General features: G+C 47.3%; 18 protein-coding genes and 1 pseudogene. 10 read left to right on the top strand and 9 right to left on the bottom strand.

Annotated elements, in window-relative coordinates; genetic code table 11:
* Positions 1-27: 27 nt before the first annotated feature.
* Positions 28-420 (bottom strand): hydroxyphenylacetyl-CoA thioesterase PaaI, encoded by a 393-nt coding sequence (gene paaI / locus FTU55_RS08920; protein WP_005178971.1) that lies wholly within the window; start codon positions 418-420, stop codon positions 28-30.
* A gap of 177 nt (positions 421-597) precedes the next feature.
* Positions 598-1,383: an rRNA large subunit pseudouridine synthase E gene (locus tag FTU55_RS08915; RefSeq protein ID WP_045794865.1), complete on the bottom strand. Its 786-nt coding sequence runs from the start codon at positions 1,381-1,383 to the stop codon at positions 598-600.
* A 406-nt stretch (positions 1,384-1,789) separates the two neighbouring features.
* Between FTU55_RS08915 and icd the strand changes: the two genes are divergently transcribed.
* From icd to FTU55_RS08900, 3 genes are all read left to right on the top strand, one after another.
* On the top strand, positions 1,790-3,046 hold the full coding sequence (gene icd, locus FTU55_RS08910; protein ID WP_016659160.1) for an NADP-dependent isocitrate dehydrogenase: 1,257 nt from the start codon (positions 1,790-1,792) through the stop codon (positions 3,044-3,046).
* A 284-nt stretch (positions 3,047-3,330) separates the two neighbouring features.
* Positions 3,331-3,474, top strand: coding sequence for a hypothetical protein (locus FTU55_RS08905; RefSeq protein WP_005178964.1), 144 nt, complete (start codon positions 3,331-3,333; stop codon positions 3,472-3,474).
* 247 nt (positions 3,475-3,721) lie between these two features.
* Complete coding sequence (locus FTU55_RS08900) at positions 3,722-4,291, top strand: M23 family metallopeptidase (RefSeq protein ID WP_180046834.1); 570 nt, start codon at positions 3,722-3,724, stop codon at positions 4,289-4,291.
* A 6-nt stretch (positions 4,292-4,297) separates the two neighbouring features.
* On the opposite strand, the pseudogene FTU55_RS08895 reads toward FTU55_RS08900, so the two are convergent.
* Positions 4,298-4,594, bottom strand: a pseudogene (locus FTU55_RS08895) (MFS transporter); the annotation flags it as partial.
* 499 nt (positions 4,595-5,093) lie between these two features.
* Here FTU55_RS08895 and FTU55_RS08885 point away from each other — a divergent pair.
* On the top strand, positions 5,094-5,255 hold the full coding sequence (locus FTU55_RS08885) for a hypothetical protein (protein WP_155757556.1): 162 nt from the start codon (positions 5,094-5,096) through the stop codon (positions 5,253-5,255).
* A gap of 6 nt (positions 5,256-5,261) precedes the next feature.
* On the opposite strand, the gene FTU55_RS08880 is transcribed toward FTU55_RS08885, so the two are convergent.
* Both FTU55_RS08880 and FTU55_RS08875 read right to left on the bottom strand, forming a co-directional pair.
* Positions 5,262-6,440, bottom strand: a complete 1,179-nt coding sequence (locus FTU55_RS08880) for a YbfB/YjiJ family MFS transporter (RefSeq protein ID WP_180046832.1) — start codon at positions 6,438-6,440, stop codon at positions 5,262-5,264.
* A 107-nt stretch (positions 6,441-6,547) separates the two neighbouring features.
* A complete protein-coding gene (locus FTU55_RS08875) occupies positions 6,548-7,126 on the bottom strand; it encodes a flavin reductase family protein (protein WP_005178960.1) in 579 nt (192 codons plus the stop codon).
* A 136-nt stretch (positions 7,127-7,262) separates the two neighbouring features.
* On the opposite strand from FTU55_RS08875, the gene FTU55_RS08870 reads away from it, so the two are divergent.
* Both FTU55_RS08870 and FTU55_RS08865 read left to right on the top strand, forming a co-directional pair.
* Positions 7,263-8,090 (top strand): PhzF family phenazine biosynthesis protein, encoded by an 828-nt coding sequence (locus FTU55_RS08870; RefSeq protein ID WP_005178958.1) that lies wholly within the window; start codon positions 7,263-7,265, stop codon positions 8,088-8,090.
* A 121-nt stretch (positions 8,091-8,211) separates the two neighbouring features.
* A complete protein-coding gene (locus FTU55_RS08865; protein WP_180046830.1) occupies positions 8,212-10,974 on the top strand; it encodes a pitrilysin family protein in 2,763 nt (920 codons plus the stop codon).
* Positions 10,975-11,115: 141 nt separating this feature from the next.
* Here FTU55_RS08865 and FTU55_RS08860 read toward each other — a convergent pair whose 3' ends face one another.
* Positions 11,116-12,183: an amidohydrolase gene (locus FTU55_RS08860; RefSeq protein ID WP_163170252.1), complete on the bottom strand. Its 1,068-nt coding sequence runs from the start codon at positions 12,181-12,183 to the stop codon at positions 11,116-11,118.
* Positions 12,184-12,307: 124 nt separating this feature from the next.
* The gene (locus tag FTU55_RS08855; RefSeq protein WP_005178954.1) at positions 12,308-12,703 is read right to left on the bottom strand and encodes a DUF3144 domain-containing protein; all 396 of its coding nucleotides are present in this window, start codon (positions 12,701-12,703) and stop codon (positions 12,308-12,310) included.
* Positions 12,704-12,811: 108 nt separating this feature from the next.
* Here FTU55_RS08855 and FTU55_RS08850 point away from each other — a divergent pair, with 108 nt between their 5' ends.
* On the top strand, positions 12,812-13,444 hold the full coding sequence (locus tag FTU55_RS08850; RefSeq protein ID WP_180046829.1) for a hypothetical protein: 633 nt from the start codon (positions 12,812-12,814) through the stop codon (positions 13,442-13,444).
* 22 nt (positions 13,445-13,466) lie between these two features.
* Here the strand turns inward: FTU55_RS08850 and FTU55_RS08845 are convergent, their stop codons facing one another.
* Both FTU55_RS08845 and FTU55_RS08840 read right to left on the bottom strand, forming a co-directional pair.
* The gene (locus FTU55_RS08845) at positions 13,467-14,942 is read right to left on the bottom strand and encodes a CYTH and CHAD domain-containing protein (protein ID WP_180046827.1); all 1,476 of its coding nucleotides are present in this window, start codon (positions 14,940-14,942) and stop codon (positions 13,467-13,469) included.
* A gap of 113 nt (positions 14,943-15,055) precedes the next feature.
* A complete protein-coding gene (locus tag FTU55_RS08840) occupies positions 15,056-16,513 on the bottom strand; it encodes an inorganic triphosphatase (protein ID WP_168406487.1) in 1,458 nt (485 codons plus the stop codon).
* A 236-nt stretch (positions 16,514-16,749) separates the two neighbouring features.
* Here FTU55_RS08840 and FTU55_RS08835 point away from each other — a divergent pair, with 236 nt between their 5' ends.
* From FTU55_RS08835 to hemL, 3 genes are all read left to right on the top strand, one after another.
* Positions 16,750-17,133: a DUF962 domain-containing protein gene (locus FTU55_RS08835; RefSeq protein WP_016659152.1), complete on the top strand. Its 384-nt coding sequence runs from the start codon at positions 16,750-16,752 to the stop codon at positions 17,131-17,133.
* A gap of 536 nt (positions 17,134-17,669) precedes the next feature.
* Positions 17,670-18,290, top strand: coding sequence for a thiamine phosphate synthase (gene thiE, locus FTU55_RS08830; RefSeq protein ID WP_016659151.1), 621 nt, complete (start codon positions 17,670-17,672; stop codon positions 18,288-18,290).
* Between the two features lie 42 nt (positions 18,291-18,332).
* Positions 18,333-19,634 (top strand): glutamate-1-semialdehyde 2,1-aminomutase, encoded by a 1,302-nt coding sequence (gene hemL / locus FTU55_RS08825; protein WP_180046826.1) that lies wholly within the window; start codon positions 18,333-18,335, stop codon positions 19,632-19,634.
* Positions 19,635-19,642: the final 8 nt, after the last annotated feature.

Genomic DNA, 19,642 nt, shown 5'->3' with positions numbered 1-19,642 from the left:
CGTCATAAACCCTATCGTAATCACACCTTATTTGATGATCAGGCGGGAAGTACCGCGAAACTCCGCCACAATCTGCTGCTTCTGGTTCGTGACCCGAATATCATAAATGCCGCTGCGGCCACTGCTGGCTTTATGTTCTGCCACCGCAGTCAGGGTATCGCCGAGCAGGCCCGGTTTTAAATAATGAATGCCGCAGTGCTGACCCACCGCCGGATGTTCGCCGGTGTTGCAGGCAATGGCAAAAGCCGCATCCGCCAGCGCAAAAATCACCGCACCGTTACAGGTTTGATGGCCTTGTAAATGCTGCTCGGTAATTTTTAATTCAATCTGTGCGCTGTGTTCACCAAACGACACCAGATGGGCGCCCAGATGCTGCATTAATCGGTCCTGATGAAACATGGGATTAACTTGCTGATCCATAGCAGCCTCCTTTTTTAAGATACGTTTTATTTTAAATTTAAAATTATGTGAATCATAAATAGCATTGTGATGCTGAAAATACAAGCAAAAAAATAAGGCCCCGTTGGAGCCTTATTTTCATCGTCTATTCAACGCATCTTTGCAACAGCTTTTTTAGCTGAGCAGATGCAAGTCTCATTAACGGGCACGACGACCACGTGATTTGGTATTGGGACGGGTGGTGCCATTGGTCTTGCGACGTGGCTTTTCACCTTCTTCCATTTGCCAGATGCGTGGTGTGCCGGATTTTTTCTTGGCGGTACCATCTTTGTTGACTTTTTTCTGCATCGGTTTGCCACCAGTGCCGCCCGGTTTCTTCACATAAGAACGTGAGCGATACGGCTGTTCGGCTGGTACATCTTTAAAGTCGCTATAGAGCAGTGGTTCAATTTCACGGGTTTCACCCGGTTGCAGGCCCAGCTGAACCAGATCAATCGAACCGATTTTGGTGCGAATTAAACGCAAAGTTGGGAAGCCGACCGCAGCGGTCATGCGGCGCACCTGACGGTTACGGCCTTCACAAATTGAAATTTCAGCCCAGGAGGTCGGCACCGAAGCGCGGTAACGTACCGGCGGATGACGTTCCCATAACCACTCCGGTTCAGCCACTTTAATCGCTTTGGCCGGCAAGGTCATGCCATCATTCAGTTCTACACCTTTACGCAGCTGTTCTAGCGCTTCTTCGGTAATGTCACCATCGACCTGGACCAGATAGGTTTTAAACTTTTTATTGGCCGGGTTGGTAATAAACTGGTTTAAACCGCCATGATCGGTCAGGAACATTAAACCTTCTGAATCCATGTCCAGACGACCGGCAATCCGTAAATCCGGATCATCAATGAAGTCGGCCATGGTTGGGTGCTTTTCATCGGGACGAAACTGCGACAGCACATCATAAGGCTTGTTAAGAATAACTATTTTCACTGTAACCTGCTAAAAAATATAAAAAAATCTGGGTGTGATTCTTATGCTAACTGTAATAAAACCCGGCATGGGAGAGAAAGGGTGACAATGAGCAAAAAGAAGGTCCACAATATCGGGCTACTATAGCAGATTCTGTCTGATCTGCCTGAACTTTATGGCAAAGCTGAGCAGATGATTTTGATTGGAAATGTAAAACTTGCTGAGAGATGCCACAGGATATATGCCGATTTATTAAGCACAGAAATAAGGCCATTTCCCTTATAAATCCCGGGCTGGTTAAATTTTGATTAAACTGAAAAGATCATCGAGTTAAAAATACAATTAAGCAGACAGCCAAAAAAGACCGGTGCCGGGCAAGAATAGTATGGATTTGCCCGCCCACCAATCACAGGGAGTAGCAAGGATTATGGGTTATCAGAAAATCGTCGTGCCTGCAGATGGCAGCAAAATTACGGTAAATGCAGATTTATCCCTGAATGTGCCGAACAATCCGATTATCCCTTTTATTGAAGGTGACGGGATTGGGGTGGATATTACCCCGACTATGAAAGCCGTGGTGGATGCGGCAGTACAAAAAGCCTATGGTGGCAAACGTGCGATTGAATGGATGGAAGTGTATTGCGGCGAAAAGGCCAACAAGATTTATGGCACCTATATGCCGGAAGAAACCTTTGAGGTCTTGCGTGAATTTGTGGTGTCGATTAAAGGGCCGCTAACCACACCAGTTGGTGGTGGGATCCGCTCATTGAATGTGGCCTTGCGTCAGGAACTGGACCTGTATGTCTGTGTGCGTCCGGTACGCTGGTTTGAAGGCGTGCCTTCACCGGTGCAACATCCGGAACTGACCGATATGGTGATTTTCCGGGAAAACTCGGAAGATATTTATGCCGGGATTGAATGGAAAGCCGATTCACCGGAAGCGAAAAAAGTTATTAAATTCCTGAAAGAGGAAATGGGTGTCACCAAAATCCGCTTTGAAGAAAACTGTGGTATTGGGATTAAACCGGTCTCCAAAGAAGGCACTCAGCGTCTGGTACGTAAAGCCATCCAGTTCGCGATTGATAATGACAAGCCGAGTGTGACCTTGGTACATAAAGGCAACATCATGAAATATACCGAAGGCGCCTTTAAGGAATGGGGGTATGAAGTGGCGCTGGAGCGTTTTGGCGGCGAATTGCTCGATGGCGGGCCGTGGGTGAAGCTGAAAAATCCGAAAACCGGCAAAGAGATTATGATTAAAGATGTAATTGCCGATGCCTTTTTACAGCAGATTTTAATGCGCCCGGCAGATTATTCGGTCATTGCCACCTTAAACCTGAACGGGGATTATATTTCCGATGCACTGGCGGCAGAAGTCGGCGGGATTGGCATTGCACCGGGAGCCAATATTGGCGGGGCAATTCATATGTATGAAGCCACCCATGGCACTGCGCCAAAGTATGCTGGGCAGGACAAGGTCAATCCGGGGTCGATTATTCTGTCTGCGGAAATGATGCTGCGCGATATGGGCTGGACTGAAGCGGCTGATCTGATTATTCGGGGTGTATCCGGTGCGATTGCAGCCAAAACGGTGACATATGATTTTGAACGCCTGATGCCAGATGCCACCTTGCTGCGCTGCTCTGAGTTTGGTCAGGCGATTATTGACAAGATGGACCAATAAAACGCTATCTATTTGATGCAACCGCCCGCGTTTAACGCGGGTTTTTTATGCCTTATCTTCTCATCCATTTGTGTCAATGTAATGACAAGTAACCACAGTGATGCTTTGGGTGACTAAGGTAAAATAGTAAAACTATTTTCACTTGATTTGTAATGGATAATCCTGTGCCCAATTACATTGAGGCAATTTGATACAGCTTATGACTTGGGCAAAAAACAAAACCCGGTAGAGTAATACCTGTACATATTGTGCGACATATCGAACTGATACAGGAGTGATATGAAATGGCTAATCAACAAAACCAGCAGAATCAACAGAATCAGCAAAACCAACGTCAACAAAATCAGCAGCAGAATGACAATCAACGTCAACAGCAGCAACAGCCTCAGCAACAAAATCAAAAACAGAAAAACCAACGTCAGCAATGATGTCGCACCCCCAATTTAAAAACTTTTTCATCGCCTAAAGGCGCAGATAGGTTTTTAAATTGATTTACTGACAAAGGCTCTCATGATGAGAGCCTTTGTCATATCTATATAGCCCATGACGATCTAGATCGGAAAGCAGCGAGGAATCATCTCCAAACCCAGATCAGCAAAACCTGTACAAAAACCGTGTTTTATCTACCCCTGAGCAGACCTTAAGATCAAGTCATCCCTTGATGATGCAGGTGCCATGAATATCTTGATTTCTAAACGGCTCGCCGGTCTGGCGCTTGGCTTAAGTTTGAGTGTGCTGCTGGTCGGCTGTCAGCCACCGCCTTCGGGTGATGCCGCCGGTATGCGCTATCCGATGCTGTATCTGAAATTGCAACAGCAGGAATTCATGGGGCCTTTACCGGTCCCGGTAGAAGGTGTGCAGGCCAGGCAGATCAGTGATACCTGGGGTGCGGCGCGCAGTGAAGGGCGTCGGCATGAAGGCACTGATATTTTTGCCAAACGCGGCACGCCGGTACGCTCAACCACGGCTGGAATTGTATCGCGGGTGGGCACCAACAACCTTGGGGGTAAAGTGGTCTGGGTGATTGGTCCGGGCTTAAGCCATCATTATTATGCGCATTTAGAGGATTATGCAGCGGAGATTCAGGAAGGTGACTGGATTGAAGCCGGTGAAATCATTGGTTATGTCGGTAATAGCGGCAATGCTCAAAATACACCGCCACATTTGCATTATGGGATTTATTTAGGCGGACAAGGCGCCTTGAATCCTTATCCCTATTTGGTACAAGAACTGACCGATGAATAAATGGGATCAGTTTACCTCGATTGTAGAAACCGGGGTTTTGGTGGCCGGCAGTCTGCAAATAAAATACAGATTTCCCAGTGCCAGAACCGCACCGGCCAGTAAAAACTGCTGCGGATAGGACCAGCCGGCGACTTGTAAGCCGCTAAAGCTTAAGCCTCCTATCAGCTGCACGCTGGCAAAGCATAAAGTAGCCATGCCCCATAATTTTTTATAGGCCAGACCATAGAGCTGGAGCAGGGTATAAGAGGTCAGAAACACCACCGCCGGATTCAGCAGGCCGGTAAAAAAGGAAGACAGAAAAGTCATCACCTGCCAGGCAGCCACATATTCTGAGGCTGGCCTTACCGAGTTGCGGGAGAAAGGCAATTAATTTTTTATAAGGATTGGCTGAGAGCGGTTTGATCGTTTTTGACCTGTTTTAAATACTGATATTCGTTTTAGTAAAAAGAGGGATAGAAAATTCAGCAGCCTTGGTAGAAATCCAATTAAGGTAAAACTTGCCAGTAAGATTGAACAAATTATTGCTAAGGGGCAGGTTTTTAAACTTAGTGAATCAAGTTATTCCTCTAAAGAAAAAGGGATGACCTACCACTATCTAAAAACTAAGGTTTTTTGTAGGCGGCGAGGAAGACGGTGCGTAATGGGTGATTTGAGAGGATTCAAACGAGGCTGTTCATTGTGACATACAAGTCAAAGCAAGTTTTGATGCTATTTTAGACAGTGTGAAAAAATAGGCGATAACTTATAGTTATCGCCTAATGCTACTACTTACAAACCAAGCACCCATGCAGAAGTTAACTCAGTGGCTAGTAGCCAACCCTACGTGCTGCATCACAGTTTAAATATTAATCAATTGAACGAGAATGATCAAGCCATACTTGATGATGCAGGTGCAATGAGCATCTTGATTTCTAAATGGCTTGCCGCTATGTTGCTTGGACTAAGAAAGCTATTTGATGAATAAACGGGATCAGCTTACATCCGCCGTGGAAACCGGGGTTTTGGTGGCCGGCAGTCTGCAAATAAAATACAGATTTCCCAGTGCCAGAACCGCACCGGCCAGTAAAAACTGCTGCGGATAGGACCAGCCGGCGACTTGTAAGCCGCTAAAGCTTAAGCCTCCTATCAGCTGCACGCTGGCGAAGCATAAAGTGGCCATGCCCCATAACTTTTTATAGGCCAGTCCATACAGCTGGAGCAGGGTATAAGAAGTTAGAAAAACCACCGCCGGATTCAGCAGGCCTGTAAAAAAGGAAGACAGAAAAGTCATCACTGACCAAGGGGCGATTGCCGCTAAAATGGCCGCCACATACAGGCAATACAGGATTTTCAGGGCTTTGAAATTGCCGAGCTGTTTTGCCAGAAAATAGGCACAGGCCGCTCCGCAGGCACTGCCCAGGCCATATAAAATCCAGTGGCTATTGATCCAGAACAGGCTGAGTTGTTGCACCTGACTTAAATAGTCAATCCAGAAGAGTGAGTGTGGTACATAGGAAAACGCGCTACAGCTATACACCAAGAGCAGGCTGGCAAAGACCTTTTTATTGATGGGTACAGCAGCAGCGCTTTGAGGCTGGCTTTGGATGTTAACCGGTAGGGCTTTGGGTTTGAGCAGGATTAAACCCAGACTGCACAGCACGGCAAAGGCACATAAAATCAGCCAGGCACTTGAGGTGGAGATATGATCTAAATAGGGCAAAAATAATGTGGCGAGCAGCACACCAAGTCCGATGCCACTAAAACCAATCACATTAATTTTAAACCGATGCTGCAATTCACAGTGCTGCGCAACCACGCTCGGCGCCAGAATCATCAGCCAGCCACCGCAGATGCCGGACAATATTCGCCAGAACAGATACCAGCTGCCCTCAAAACCGGCGAACGCACAGCAGAATAAACTTAAACTGCCGAGAAAGGCCGCGGCCTGAATCCAGCTTAATAGCTGCCGGTTTAAGCGCATGGCCCAGACCGCACCAATTAAATAACCGAGTAAATTGGCGCTGCCGAGCAGGCTGGCAAACTCGCTACTCCATTCAAAAGCCAGACGGGTACTGGGTAATAAGGCGGTATAAGAAAAACGAAAAATACCGATACCTAAACAGGTGGCCAGCAGTAAAAACAGGCTGAGGCGGCGTTGCTGTGCATCCATGCAGATTCCTTGCGCTTTTTATTATGCTTAAAATATTGTTGTATGGCGCGCGGGCTATTACAGTTGCGCGCTGATCTGGCCAATTTGTTTGCTAATCTAACAACTGTTTATTCCACTGAAACCGGCTGACCAATGCTATAAAAATGCCCGCCGGCAATATGGTGGATACTTTTCCATTCATCGGCCACTTCATGATAATACCAGTGCCCGTCACGAAATACCCGCTGATCGGCATAGGCTGTAATGACTTTGCCTATAAACAGGTCATGGGTTTGCTGGTTGTGCGGCTCCGGAATAAGTTCACAGATCAGCCAGGCGGCGCATCCGGCCACTGTCGGCACAGGAGAATGCTCAAACTGGAACAGCTCGACCCCACAGCGGTCCAGCTTGTTCGGCTCCTGAAACAGGCTGATGCTTCCCAGTTGATGCACCATCCTGAGCTGTTTTAAGGTCGGCACCTGCAAGGCAAAATAACCTGACTGTTCAATGATGGCACGGGTTTTGGTGCTTTTATCCAGCACCACTGTAACTTTGGCGGGATTAAACTCAAGCGCACAGGCCCAGGCTGCAGCCATGACATCGGTTTCTTGCTGATCTTGTGCAGACACCAGCACGGTCGGACCATGATTAATCAAACGATAGGCCTTTTCCAAAGGCACGGCTTGCAGATCAGCAGGGAGCGTCATATTTTTTTATTCCTCAATCAGAGATCATTCCAGAGATATGCAGGAAAACAACAATTCTGCATTGTACCGGGTGTTAAAACTTATATCATTGATGCATGCTTGGGAAAAAGCACAAAATACAGCGGGAGACAGATTCATGAAAATGTATCAGGTTGATGCATTCACAACAGCATTATTTAAGGGAAATCCGGCCGCAGTAATAGTGGTCGAAGACTGGCTTGATGACGCTTTAATGCAGAATATTGCACTGGAAAATAACCTTTCCGAAACTGCCTTTGTCAAGCCGATGGATGCTGAAAATTTCGAGATTCGCTGGTTTAGCCCCACAGTTGAAGTCGATTTTTGCGGCCATGCCACTTTGGCCAGCAGCTTTGTACTGTTTAAGGATTATACCCGCGCCAAAACCATTCATTTTCATGTCAAAAATTTAGGTCTTTTTATTGTCACGCAAGATGATGATGGCAAAATCCGCATGAATTTTCCAACCCGTGTGCCGGTACTGCAAGATGAATTTCCGGCGCAATTGCTGGATGTGATTGATCAGCCGGTCAAGGAAGTCTATTTAAATGCACAGGCCTATATTCTGGTACTGGAATCTGAGCAGGCAGTGTTAGCCGCCCAGCCCGATCTGGCCAAAATCCGGCAGATTGCAGAGCTGCATCAGGTCAGCACCGCAATTACCGCGACAGACCTAGATGTGGCCTTGACCGCGCCCTCTCAGGACTATGACTATATTGCTCGCTACTTTGCCCCGCATAAAGGGATTGATGAAGATCCGGTGACTGGTTCCATGCATACCGGTCTGGCGCCGTTATGGGCAGAAAAAACCGGCAAAACTGAACTGGTGGCTTATCAGGCTTCGGCGCGAGGTGGAATGCTGTACTGTGCCTTACAAGCAGAGCAGCGTATTGAAATTTCCGGTTATGCCAAATTATATCTGGTGGCCGAGTTATTTTTAGATTAAAACAGAACAGGGAAATCACGCTGGGTATGCCGGTGATTTTCAAACATAAGTCACAACAACAAACAATTTAATGCTGCAGTCATGCAAGCGGCTGCAGCAGGTAAAAGGTATTGAAAAAATTATGTTAATGCGGTTTAAACAGCTCAGCCTGTCTTTGCTGATCATGGGTGTGGGGGCTACGACATTTGCCCAGCCGGTGTTGGTAAAATCTGAACAGCAGATTGAAGAATACCGGCTGGATAATGGTTTTCGGGTGATTCTGGCGCCGAATGCCAAAGAAAATAAAGTGGTGATGAGTACCATCTACTTTACCGGTTCCCTGAATGATCCCCAAGGCAAAGGCGGTATGGCGCATTTACTGGAACATCTGGCGTTTAAAGGCACCCAGAATGTCCCGGGAGATGAATTCCAGCGCCGTTTAAACCAGTACACCTTAAGCAATAATGCCAGCACCGATTACTACTCGACCAAATATCTGAACACCATCCGCCCAGATCAGACAGCCATTAATGAGATGATTTATCTTGAAGCCGAGCGTATGGACAAGCTGGTGCTGCAAGAAAAATTTGTGCCGGCAGAAATTGCGATTGTGAAGCGTGAACGCGAAGTGCGTATGGATCAGCCCTATGCGGTGTTAATGGATCAGGTCTGGAAAGCGGCCTATGGCAACCAGTATCTGGGCCGTTTACCGATTGGTGATCTGAATGAGTTGCAGTCGATTCAGATGCCGGAATTGCAGCGTTTTTATCGTAACTGGTATGCACCGAATAATGCCGTGATGGTGCTGACCGGCAAGTTTGATAAAGCGCACGTACTCAAGCAGATTGATCAGCATTTTAGTCCGCTGGCCAAACGCCAGATTCCGGCACAGGTCAAGGTGCCAGTGCTGGATGCCCGTACCATCAAAAACCGGGATTTTTTAGTGCAAAAAGGCAGCCAGCTGGCCAAGTTCAATATCTATTTAAATGGTCAGAACGGCCAGCATAAAACCGCTCTGGCGTTGGCGCCGTATTTATACACCATGCAGCCGAGCGGGCATTTGTATCAGGGCATGGTTGAAACCGGTATCAGCACCATGGTGCAATCGACCACCTGGCTGGATCAGGATTTTAATCTGGTCTTTATGGGTGCCTTGTATGCACCGACTCATAATGCCAAGCAGGTTGAAACTGCCTTGCAGCAGGGTGTCGAGCAGGGCAAAAATTTTAATCAGACCGAGCTGAACCGGGTCAAAACCCTGATTCGTAATAGCCAGGACAGTCTGTTTAGCAATGCCAGTGCTCTTGCCGGTATGCTAAGTGATTATGTGGTATCGGAGCAGGGCAACTGGGCACAGTATTTTGTCCATCAACAGGAATTACAGGCCTTAACGGTGGATCAGGTCAATACACGTTTACAGCAATTCCTGATTCCTGAACATCGTATGCGCGGGCATATTCAGCCGACACCAGAAGAGCAGAAAAAGGCCCAGCAACAGCAGGCTGCTGAACCGCTGAAAACCCTCGATCAAATGGATGTACAGGCCGAGCCACTCAAAGACATCAGCAGCTATGAGCAGGAAATTCAGCAGTATCTGCACACATCCAAACAGGCCTTAAGCCAGACTGAAGCCAAAATCCAGCGTGGCACACTGGCCAATGGCATGAAATATGCACTGTTTCCCACCTCGACCCGGGACGATAAAACCTACGCCACCATTATAGTCGATTTTGGCAATGAAAAATCGCTGTTTAATCAGGGCGAGATTATTGACCTGATGGCCTATTTAATGCTGCGTGCCTCAGATCAGTACAGCCTGCAGGATATTGCCGACAAATCCATTGACGCCGGTGGTTCAGCTTCGGCACAGGCCAATAGCAATGGCGTGGCCATTTCGATTGTGGCCAAAAAAGATAAATTTGATGAGTTTTTCAGATTTGTCTTGGAAATCATGAAAAAGCCGCTGTTTGAACAGGCTCAGTTTGATCTGATCAAGGCACAAAGTCTGGCCAGTCTGGACCGGCCGTATACCGAGCCGGAAACCGTGGCTGCCTTAAATATGGCACGTTTGATCGAGCGTTATCAGCCGGGAGATTTGCGTTATCACTTCGAGCCGGAATTTGCCAAGCAGCAGTTGACCCAGGCCAGCAATGAGAAAGTCAAACAGCTGTATCGGCAGTTTTTTGCCATGGATCATGCCCGGATTGCCATCACCGGTGATTATGAGGCCAAGCCGGTTCTCAAGCTGTTGCAACAGCAGTTTGCCACTTGGAACGGAGCACAGCCGTATCAGCGTTTAAGCGTGCCGTATAACAGCTATGCGGCGCAAAAACAGCATGTACTGTCCGAACAGCGTGAGTTTGGCAGTTATCAGGGCGTGATGACCCTGCCAGTGGGAAATGATCATCCCGATGCAGCCGCATTAATGGTCATGAGTCATATTTTAGGGGACTCACAACTGACCTCACGTCTGGCGCAAGAGCTGCGTGAAAAAAATGCGCTGGTCTACAGTTTTGGCAGTTCGCTCAATTTAAGCAGCTTTGAAAATTCCGGTGCCCTCAGTGTGAGTGCCAACTATACTGCCGGTAAAGCGGCGCAGTTGTCGCAGGCGGTACATAAAGTCTTTCAGGAGTTGCGCAAAAATGGCGTGACTGCACAGGAAGTAGCGGCGGCCAAGGCTGACATTCTGAAACAGCGTGTCACAGCGCTGGAAGATGAGCGCCGTATTCACCGGATGCTGGTGGCACAGCTGGAACTTGACCGTGATTTACCGTATCGGGAAAAACGTGATCAGGCCATTGCCCGACTCAGCAAAGCCGATATTGATGCGGTGATCCAGAAATATCTGCTGCCGCAACATTGGGTCGAAGTCATGGCTGATCAATATGGTCAGCCGGTAAAATAAGTGCTGATTACAGATCATTCATATAAAAAATCTCCCTAAACGGGAGATTTTTATGAAGCCGGTTATGTTGGCACTGATCCCATCTGCCAGCAATCCTTATAGGTGCTATGAGTAAGTATGAGGTGAATTTATCATAGAGAATTAGAGCCGATAGAATTGTTTGGCATTATCATGGAACACCTGCGCTAATGCCTGCGGATGATACGTCGCCACCACATCGCTAAAGGCATCAATAATCGTGACTAAGTCGCTACTGACCCGATCCATCGGGAAATTGGAACCAAACATCACCCGATACATACCAAAACTTTTTAGCGCATGCTGAATCAGCGGGGCAGTTAAATCAATGATTTCCTGTTTTGAGGCCAGCCGTTGCTGCTGATGAAACTGATGACCCAGTACCGGCATGAACAGCCCGGACAATTTGGTATAGACATTCGGGCAGCGCGCCAGTTCTGCCAGGTCTTCCTGCCAGCGAAACAGGATATTGTCGCGCGCAGTTTGGGTAATACCGGTATGCGAGCCGACCGGACCAAACAGACCGGCCGGTGTACCGAGGTGATCCAGCACAATTGAGGTTTCCGGAAACTGTTTTGCCAGGGCAATCACATCTTCCAGCTGGCTGGAATAGACCCAGGCATCAAAACTTAAATTATGCTGTGCCAGTAGTTCAAAGCCTTTCAGAAATTTTTTGTCACGGTATAAATGCGGATCATCGGCCCAGGCATAAATGTCTTTATCTTCATGAACCGCAGCCATTTTACGAATCCCGCGAAAATGTTGCGGCGCCGCTTTCTGATGCATTTTCAGAATCTGCTTGAACTGGCTGTCACGCGGGTCGGCCGTGGCCACCACTGCACCCAGCTGGATACCATTTTTGGCAAAATCCAGCGACTCAATAAAACGGGTTTCTCCAACCACACCTTTGCCTTTGTGGTCATGCCAGCTGGCCTCCACATGCACCACTTTTTCAACCGGATAAAAGCCGACATCGCGGCAATAATGTTCGGGCAAATAGGGGGCAGTGACATGCTGGGTGTGTCCCAAAGTGTCAATCAGTGCTTTGGATTTTAGCGTACGGATGGTTTTATCCAGTAAGCGTGGATATTTCCCTAGCAGCTTGACTGCCAAGCGTGCGCTGTGTGGTGTGTTATACGGGTCCCATTGATGAATATGCGCATCAATCAGTGCAAATCCAAGATTTTGCATAGCAGGTTGGTTTGATCCTTGAAGATGTCTATTTTATTCAAAGCCAAGTCTGCAAAAAAGAAAAGGGTATTTATCGAAAAGATGACATTAAAAAAGCCCAACAGGGTGGACTTTTTTTAGCAATTTAATGATCGTGATCATGTTTGTGTTTATTGCTGTGAAATTCTTCATTACGACGGAAACGTAAATAGTTCTCGAACTGTTCACAGTATTCATCATAATTGTCTTCCAGCATCATCTGGAACTGCTGCAAAATGTAGGACATGACCTGATCTTTGGCAGCACGCATTTCCTCACCATCTTTGAAGTTATTGGCTGCGACCCAGGTATTAAAACGTGCCGTGCCGAACAGCATGGCAGCGCTGACCTGACCGCGTTTTTCCGCTGGTTGTTCCTGTGAACCTTTTTCGACGCGACAAAATTCGTTGGCCTGTTTGATAAATTCATCAGCACGTTCAAAGAAAGCAGCATTTAACGCTTCTTCTTCGGTAACATCGGTTGCTTCAATCTTTTGAACCATGAATTTTTCCTAAGCTAAAATCATAAACAATAATTATAGGCAAAGCCTTGCAGAAACTAAACCTTTGTCTTACTCTAAAAATAGCCTAAGCAAGAAAAAGGAATCACGATGCAAGATGCAATTGCGGTTCAAAGTCTAAAAAGTGATATTGCGCTGCTGCGACAAAACATCTGGCCGCCGGCACAGCTGGCCAATGTAGAAGGGCTGCCAATTTATTATGGCAATCCGGCTGAAGTTGAAGCCTATTTTCAGCAATGGTCCGGATTGATTGAGCGGGCACAAGAGCTGTTTCAGCCCTTTATGGAAGATGAAGTGCTGGATGCCATTCATCTGCCAAGTCACTTAAACCTGCCTTTATTTTTCTTTCATGTTGACCGAATCCGGATTAATAAAACCCGGGCCAAAGAATCAAAAACTTTTCGCGGTCTGGCCAGCCTAATGGAAAAGTGTGGCCAGTTTGATGCCGCGCAGATGCTGGCGATGAAACAGTGGCTGGAGAGTGACGACAGCGCAGCGCTGGTGGCGCACCGTGAGTTTATTGATTTGCGTACCTATGTGTTTCAGCATGGGCAAAGTGAATATACTCGCACCCGTTTTTATGTCAACGGTATTGTGCTGAGTGTCGAACCGCATTTTCAGCTGGTGGATGCCCGGGAAAAACCGCGCAAGCAGCGGAGCGACAGCTATCATGATCCGCTGGCCGATAACGGGACCTGGAAGGTATTTGGCAAGTACCGCTAAATGATTATCTCCGTGCTGGGCTTTAGTCCGACCAGAAGGTTTTGCTGCGGGTAAATTCCAGCAAATGCTGCTCGGCTTCGGCCAGAACATGCTCTTGCTCGGCAGCAATCCAGCCCAGAACAAACCAGGCCTGTGGGTTTTGCTGAACCTCATGTTGAAACAGGGCTTCGGCCACTACCAGATCATTAAACTGACCCAAAGATTCCTGTGCCGGTTTCAATGCTTTCAGATACTGTTTGACGGCATCGGCTTCAAATAAAGAGGCAATAAACTCGACCGAATAACGCAGGCGTTTGACCCGTTTACGGGTACGGTGCTTCTGTTCACTGTCAAGATGTTCAAACTGCACGGCATCCTGACAAATTTGCCGGTGCATTTTTGCAAGCTGTTTCCGTACCTGTTTTTTCAGCGATTGATCATTTTCATGTGCTGTGCACTGGCTAAACTGTAGCAGCTCCAGCAAGAGGCGCACTGTTTCTGGCGCGCGAAATAGTGCATCAATTTCATCGCTGCTTTCGCTACTTGCTGGCAGTTCCGCGAGGGGAGAGCCGGCCTTGGCCAGACGTGGCATCAGGCTTTCACTCAGCGCATCGCGGTCGCGGGTGGAACCAAGTTGCCGGAACAGTTCTGCCAATTGCGCTTGCCATTCGGGTTGTACCTGTTCGGACCAGTGACCAAAGATTTTCAGCGCGCTGCGTAAACGGCGAATGGCCACACGGGCCTGATGTACATGACCACTCTGATAATGATTGTCGGCAATCGCCGTGGCATTTGGTAATAAATGAGTCAGACAGTTGCTGACAATTTTGGCCAGCGCGCGGCTACTCGAATCATGTTTATCGAGGCTAAAAGGTGTTTGATGTTGAACGGGCAAGATGTCCTGCTGATTCTTGAGCATCTGACCGCGCTGTGATTTGCTGCGAACATCAAGCCAGAGCTGATAGCGTTTTACCCATGGCTGCACAAAATCAATCAGGTCGCTAACATCGCCATGTTTCAGTTCAAACTCGACTTCGTAAATATCGCTTTGTGCTGTTGGTGTGCGGACTTCGCCCTGATCAAACGCCAGTTCAATTGCACTGTCTTTGACTTGTTCAAGCACAATCAGGCGTTGCACATCGGTTTCAAATTGCAGCTCCAGACCGGTATTTTTTAAATCGGCCTTTTTCAGCTCCAGCGCCTGTTTTAGCAAGGTTTGCGCCTGTTTATGTTCCTGATACAGGCTTAGATCCAGCTGCTCCGGTTCATCCGGGCCGAGGGCCAGTTCCAGTTCAAAACGCTCAAAATGATGCTGCCCCGGTGCTTTTAAGGTCTGACACCAGCGTTGACCTTCCAGACGCTGACGCAGGGCGATGGCATGCTGTGCCAGCTGCTGCTCAGGACTGTCATAATATTTGGCCCACAGCTGCATTGGCACGGCTTTTTTCTTGGCAATGGCTTTTTCAAAGGCGCGGCGCTGATGCACCGGCACCTGAAATTTCAGTTCGATTTCCGCCATAACCAACTCCTGCAATTTTTATTCTTGATTGACCTTACTATAGGCCAAGCCATGCATAAAAAGTAGCCATAAAGCGTATTCTTTTGTCTGGCCGGAGCGGGGAGTGGCTGAACTTACTTAATAAACTTGCGACTCACCAGGAATTGTTCGGTGGCATCCAGCAAGGCTTGCGCATGGACTTCCTGTTTTGCGGTCAGCCAGCCGAGTACAAACCAGTCGCTGGCTTCCAGCTCGGTTTGCTGGATATACAGCGCAGCTGAGGAAAGAACCTGATATTCCTGCGCGGCCAGCTGGGCATCGTTCAGGGCTTTGCTGTACTTTTGCAGGTTTTTAACATCATAGATCGTGGTGAGTACCGGGAAAATAAATTTCAGGGCATTAATTTTCTGCGCCAGCTGATCCAGACTGTCAAAATCGGTCTGACTGGTCTGGTTTAGCTGTTCTTGCAGTAATTTATATTGATGCTGCAAAGTCTGCTGAGCGGCCTGTTTTAAATCCTGCGCAGGGTGGGAGGCATCTTCATCCAGGCTAAACATCAACAGTTCCAGATAATGATGTACATTCTGGGTCGATTTCACCAGATTGGCCAGTTTCTCTTTAGCATATAAAATATCTTTGGCCAGATTCGAGGCGGTATTCGGATTCTGCAAAAAGGTGCCGAGGGTATTTTGCATGTGCTCTAAATGTTGCAGCTGGTCAAACTGCTGTCTAAACGCCAGTAACTGATTGGCCCATTTTTCTGAAATAGACGCACTCCAGTCTTTGAGCAAATGCACGGTTAAATACAGCTGATTCAGTGCATTTTGCGCCTGTACAATATGCTCGGCTTCATTAACACCGGCTGAAATAGCCGCAATGTTCGGTAGTAAATGCTGCAATTGCTGGGCAATTAACAATCTTAAATTCTGATCGGCCGAGGCTTTTTTATTTAAACGGAATTCTTCAGCCAGACGCGGCGGGCTGACTTGTAAGTCTAAAGCCAGCAAATTGCCCATTTCGGCCTTGCTGCGTACATCTAACCAGAGCTGGTATTTCTTGACCCATTCAAAACAGAAGGCCAGCAGTGCCTGCACCGAACCAGATTTTAATTCAAACTCAACCTCATGGACGGGATATTCACGCTCGCCGCTGCGAATACAGCCTACATCTAAACTGGCTTCAATCTCGACTTCATCTAGCTGGATAACACGCAAAGTACGCGTAATATCGGTTTCAAATTGCAGTTGCAGCGGGCTTTCAGTCTGACTGAGAACTGCATCTAATAGCTGTCTGGCTTCGGGAGCGGCATCGTAAATGCTTAAATCAAGCGCAGGTAGCTGGTGCAGTTCGCCCAGGTCATGATTATGTTCAAAACGTTCAATATGGGTTTTACCGGCTTTTAGTGTCTGTACCCAGCGCGTGCCTTCCAAGCGTTGTCTGAGCGCAATACCATGCTGTGCCAGTAGGCGGTCGGCAGTGTCATAATATCGGGCTTGCAGCGAAATGGTTTCAGATTTCTTAGGATCCAGCGCTTTAAGTAAGGCATTACGGCGCGCATCAGGAATTTGAAATTTTAATTCAATCTCGGTCATTCAATTGGTCCTAAAAAATTGAGCAATACAGCAAAAAAGTAGCTTTCTGGTAGATGACGCCGCTATACCAAATTATTATCAAGCGTCCAGAAAAGGCGTTCATTGTTTAAGGCTTCTGATTGTAACCAAAATCTGTCCTGAAAAAAGTAGCCAGAAAAATAGCGCGAACAAAGTGGCTTTTATTTGTACAGAAAATGCGGTAATTTGAGCAAGAACAGAGCATCAGGATGATGAATATGAACGCACCCCTCAACACCGAATGGGCGAAAAAACCGGATGACACGCCTCAAGGTCCAATTCAAAATTATCACGAGTTTTATCGTTTTTATTTAACCGAACACCGCAATATCATGAGCCGGCGTCTGCATATGCTGGGCAGTGGTATCGGCCTGATTTGCCTGACGCAAATGGTCAGGCAGCGTAAGCCACGTTACTTTGTCTATGGACTGGTGGCCGGTTATGCCTGCGCCTGGGTCGGTCATTTTTTCTTTGAAAAAAACAAGCCGGCCAGCTTTAAACAGCCGCTGTATAGCTTTATTTCTGACTGGCGAATGTTTGCCGACATTCTGCGCGGCAACCTGAGTCTTAAAGACCGCGCACTGGATAAAATTGACAGCTAATCTTCATTTTTCGAGCAAAACTAAAACTTTCGGTCAAAAATAAGATGAATGGTCAAAAAATTCATTGAAATTGTAGAGTGAATGTTCTATTAATTGAAGCAATGCAGAGTGTATGACACTTTGATGACATCAGTTTTTAACTTTCCAAGCCTGGAGTGACCTTTCTCCGGGCTTTTTTATAGCTGGAATCATTGAAATAAAAAGAATGAAGAGAGTCAAAAGAGTGTGGACGTACTAGCGTTTGATCACATTTCCCCAAATGCGTCCTGGCATCAAATTCTAGTACGTCCATGAGACCATGAATGCACGTTGGTTGTTATTGATATAAAAAAATAAAAAACAACAACTTATATCGTTATTATTGTGAGTCCTAGTAAATACCGAAACCGGCGCTGACTCTATCCCCAATACTAGGGATTTTGCATAAAAATCTGAACTGAAACAAAGCATCAGCGAAAATACAGGCAAGGCCTGCTCTTGAGCTGTAACTATGTAATAATGAGAGCCAATTTTTTGAGGTGTTTCAGGCAGGCAAAATGCGTGGCTTATATTTAATTACCAATGATGATCCGATTGAACTGCTTTTAGCCAAACTTGAAGGTGCAATGGCGACCTATGAAGTTGCAGTCTTGCAATATCGCCGTAAAAAGGTGGCAAAAGAAGATCAGGCCTATGAAATTGAATATATGAAATCATTGTGTGCACAGTACAAAGTGCCATTTGTGATTAATGATGATTTGGAGGCTGCGGTAAAATATGGTGTCGGCGTGCATTTGGGTCAGGATGATGGCTCAATTGTCGAAGCCGCAGCACGTTTACCGAAGAATGTCCTGATTGGCCGCAGCTGTAACAATTCACTTGAACTGGCAGAGCAGGCCATTGCCGATGGCGCTAACTATGTGGCATTTGGGGCAATTTTCGCCACCGACACCAAGCCGGAAGCCGGCAATATTGGTCTGGAAACCTTAAAGCAGGCCAAAGCAAAACTGAATGTACCGATCTGCGCGATTGGGGGGTTAACCGTTGAAAATGGTCAGCAGGTGATTGATGCCGGTGCAGACCTTTGTGCGGTGATTAGTGATATATTAGGTCGTCCGATGCATACCGTTGCTCAACGCGTATATGACTGGTCTGAACTATTTAAAAAGGCGGTTTAAGCCGAAATTTTTGTCTGATTTTATTTTGAGTTGAGTCGATTCATGAGCCTATCTCCAAAGCAAGAACAATTATTTAAACAAGCCAGCAAACATATTCCAGGTGGCGTGAACTCACCGGTGCGTGCGTTCAATGGTGTAGGCGGCACGCCGGTCTTTATTGAAAAAGCCCAAGGCGCATATTTATATGATGTAGATGGCAAACGCTATGTCGATTATGTCGGTTCATGGGGGCCAATGATTTTGGGTCATGCCCATCCAGCGATTATTAAAGCGGTGCAGGATGCGGCAGTAGACGGTTTAAGTTTTGGTGCGCCAACCGTTCATGAAACCACACTGGCCGATATTATCTGTGACATCATGCCATCAATTGAACTGGTGCGTATGACCAACTCCGGTACTGAAGCGACCATGACCGCGATTCGTCTGGCACGTGGTTATACCGGCCGTGACAAGATCGTGAAATTTGAGGGCTGTTACCACGGTCACTCAGATTCATTACTGGTGAAAGCCGGTTCTGGCCTGTTAACCAAAGGTGAGGGTGAAGCGACCTCTGCCGGTGTTCCTGCGGATTTTGCCAAACACACCTTAACCCTGCCATATAACGATATTGCCACCTTAAAAGAATGCTTTGCCAAGTTTGGTTCAGAAATTGCCGGGGTGATTGTGGAACCGGTTGCCGGTAACATGAACCTGGTTGCGCCAGTTGATGGTTTCTTGCAAGCCATTCGTGATGTCTGTGATGAATATGGCTCGGTGTTTATTATTGATGAAGTGATGACCGGCTTCCGTGTTGGCTTAGGCGGTGCGCAAGCACATTATGGCGTTACCCCAGATTTAACTACCTTGGGTAAAATCATTGGTGCCGGCTTACCCGTCGGTGCCTTTGGTGGTAAACGCGAAGTGATGGAATGTATTGCGCCACTGGGTAAGGTGTATCAGGCCGGAACATTGTCGGGGAACCCGCTGGCGATGCGTGCCGGTATCGAGATGTTTAAACATCTGCGTGAGCCAGGCTTCTATGAAAAATTAAGAGCACAACTGGAAAAACTACTGGCCGGTTTACAGGCAGCGGCAGATGAAGCCGGTATCGCGTTTAAGACCCAGCAAGTGGGCGCGATGTTTGGTCTGTACTTTACCGATCAGGAAGATATCACCAGCTTTGATTCGATGCTGAAATGCGATGTCGACGCTTTCCGTAAATTCTTCCACGGCATGTTAGAGCGTGGGGTGAACCTGGCGCCATCTGCATTTGAAGCTGGCTTTATTTCAAGCGCGCACAGCGATGAAGATATCGAGTTTACCATTCAGGCGGCAAAAGCCACTTTTGCTGAGATGAAAGCGTAAATTTGACC

The sequence above is a fragment of the Acinetobacter sp. YH12117 genome, from assembly GCF_013418865.1.
GTDB classification, from domain to species: Bacteria; Pseudomonadota; Gammaproteobacteria; order Pseudomonadales; family Moraxellaceae; genus Acinetobacter; species Acinetobacter indicus.
This window is presented reverse-complemented; position numbering and strand designations above follow the sequence as displayed.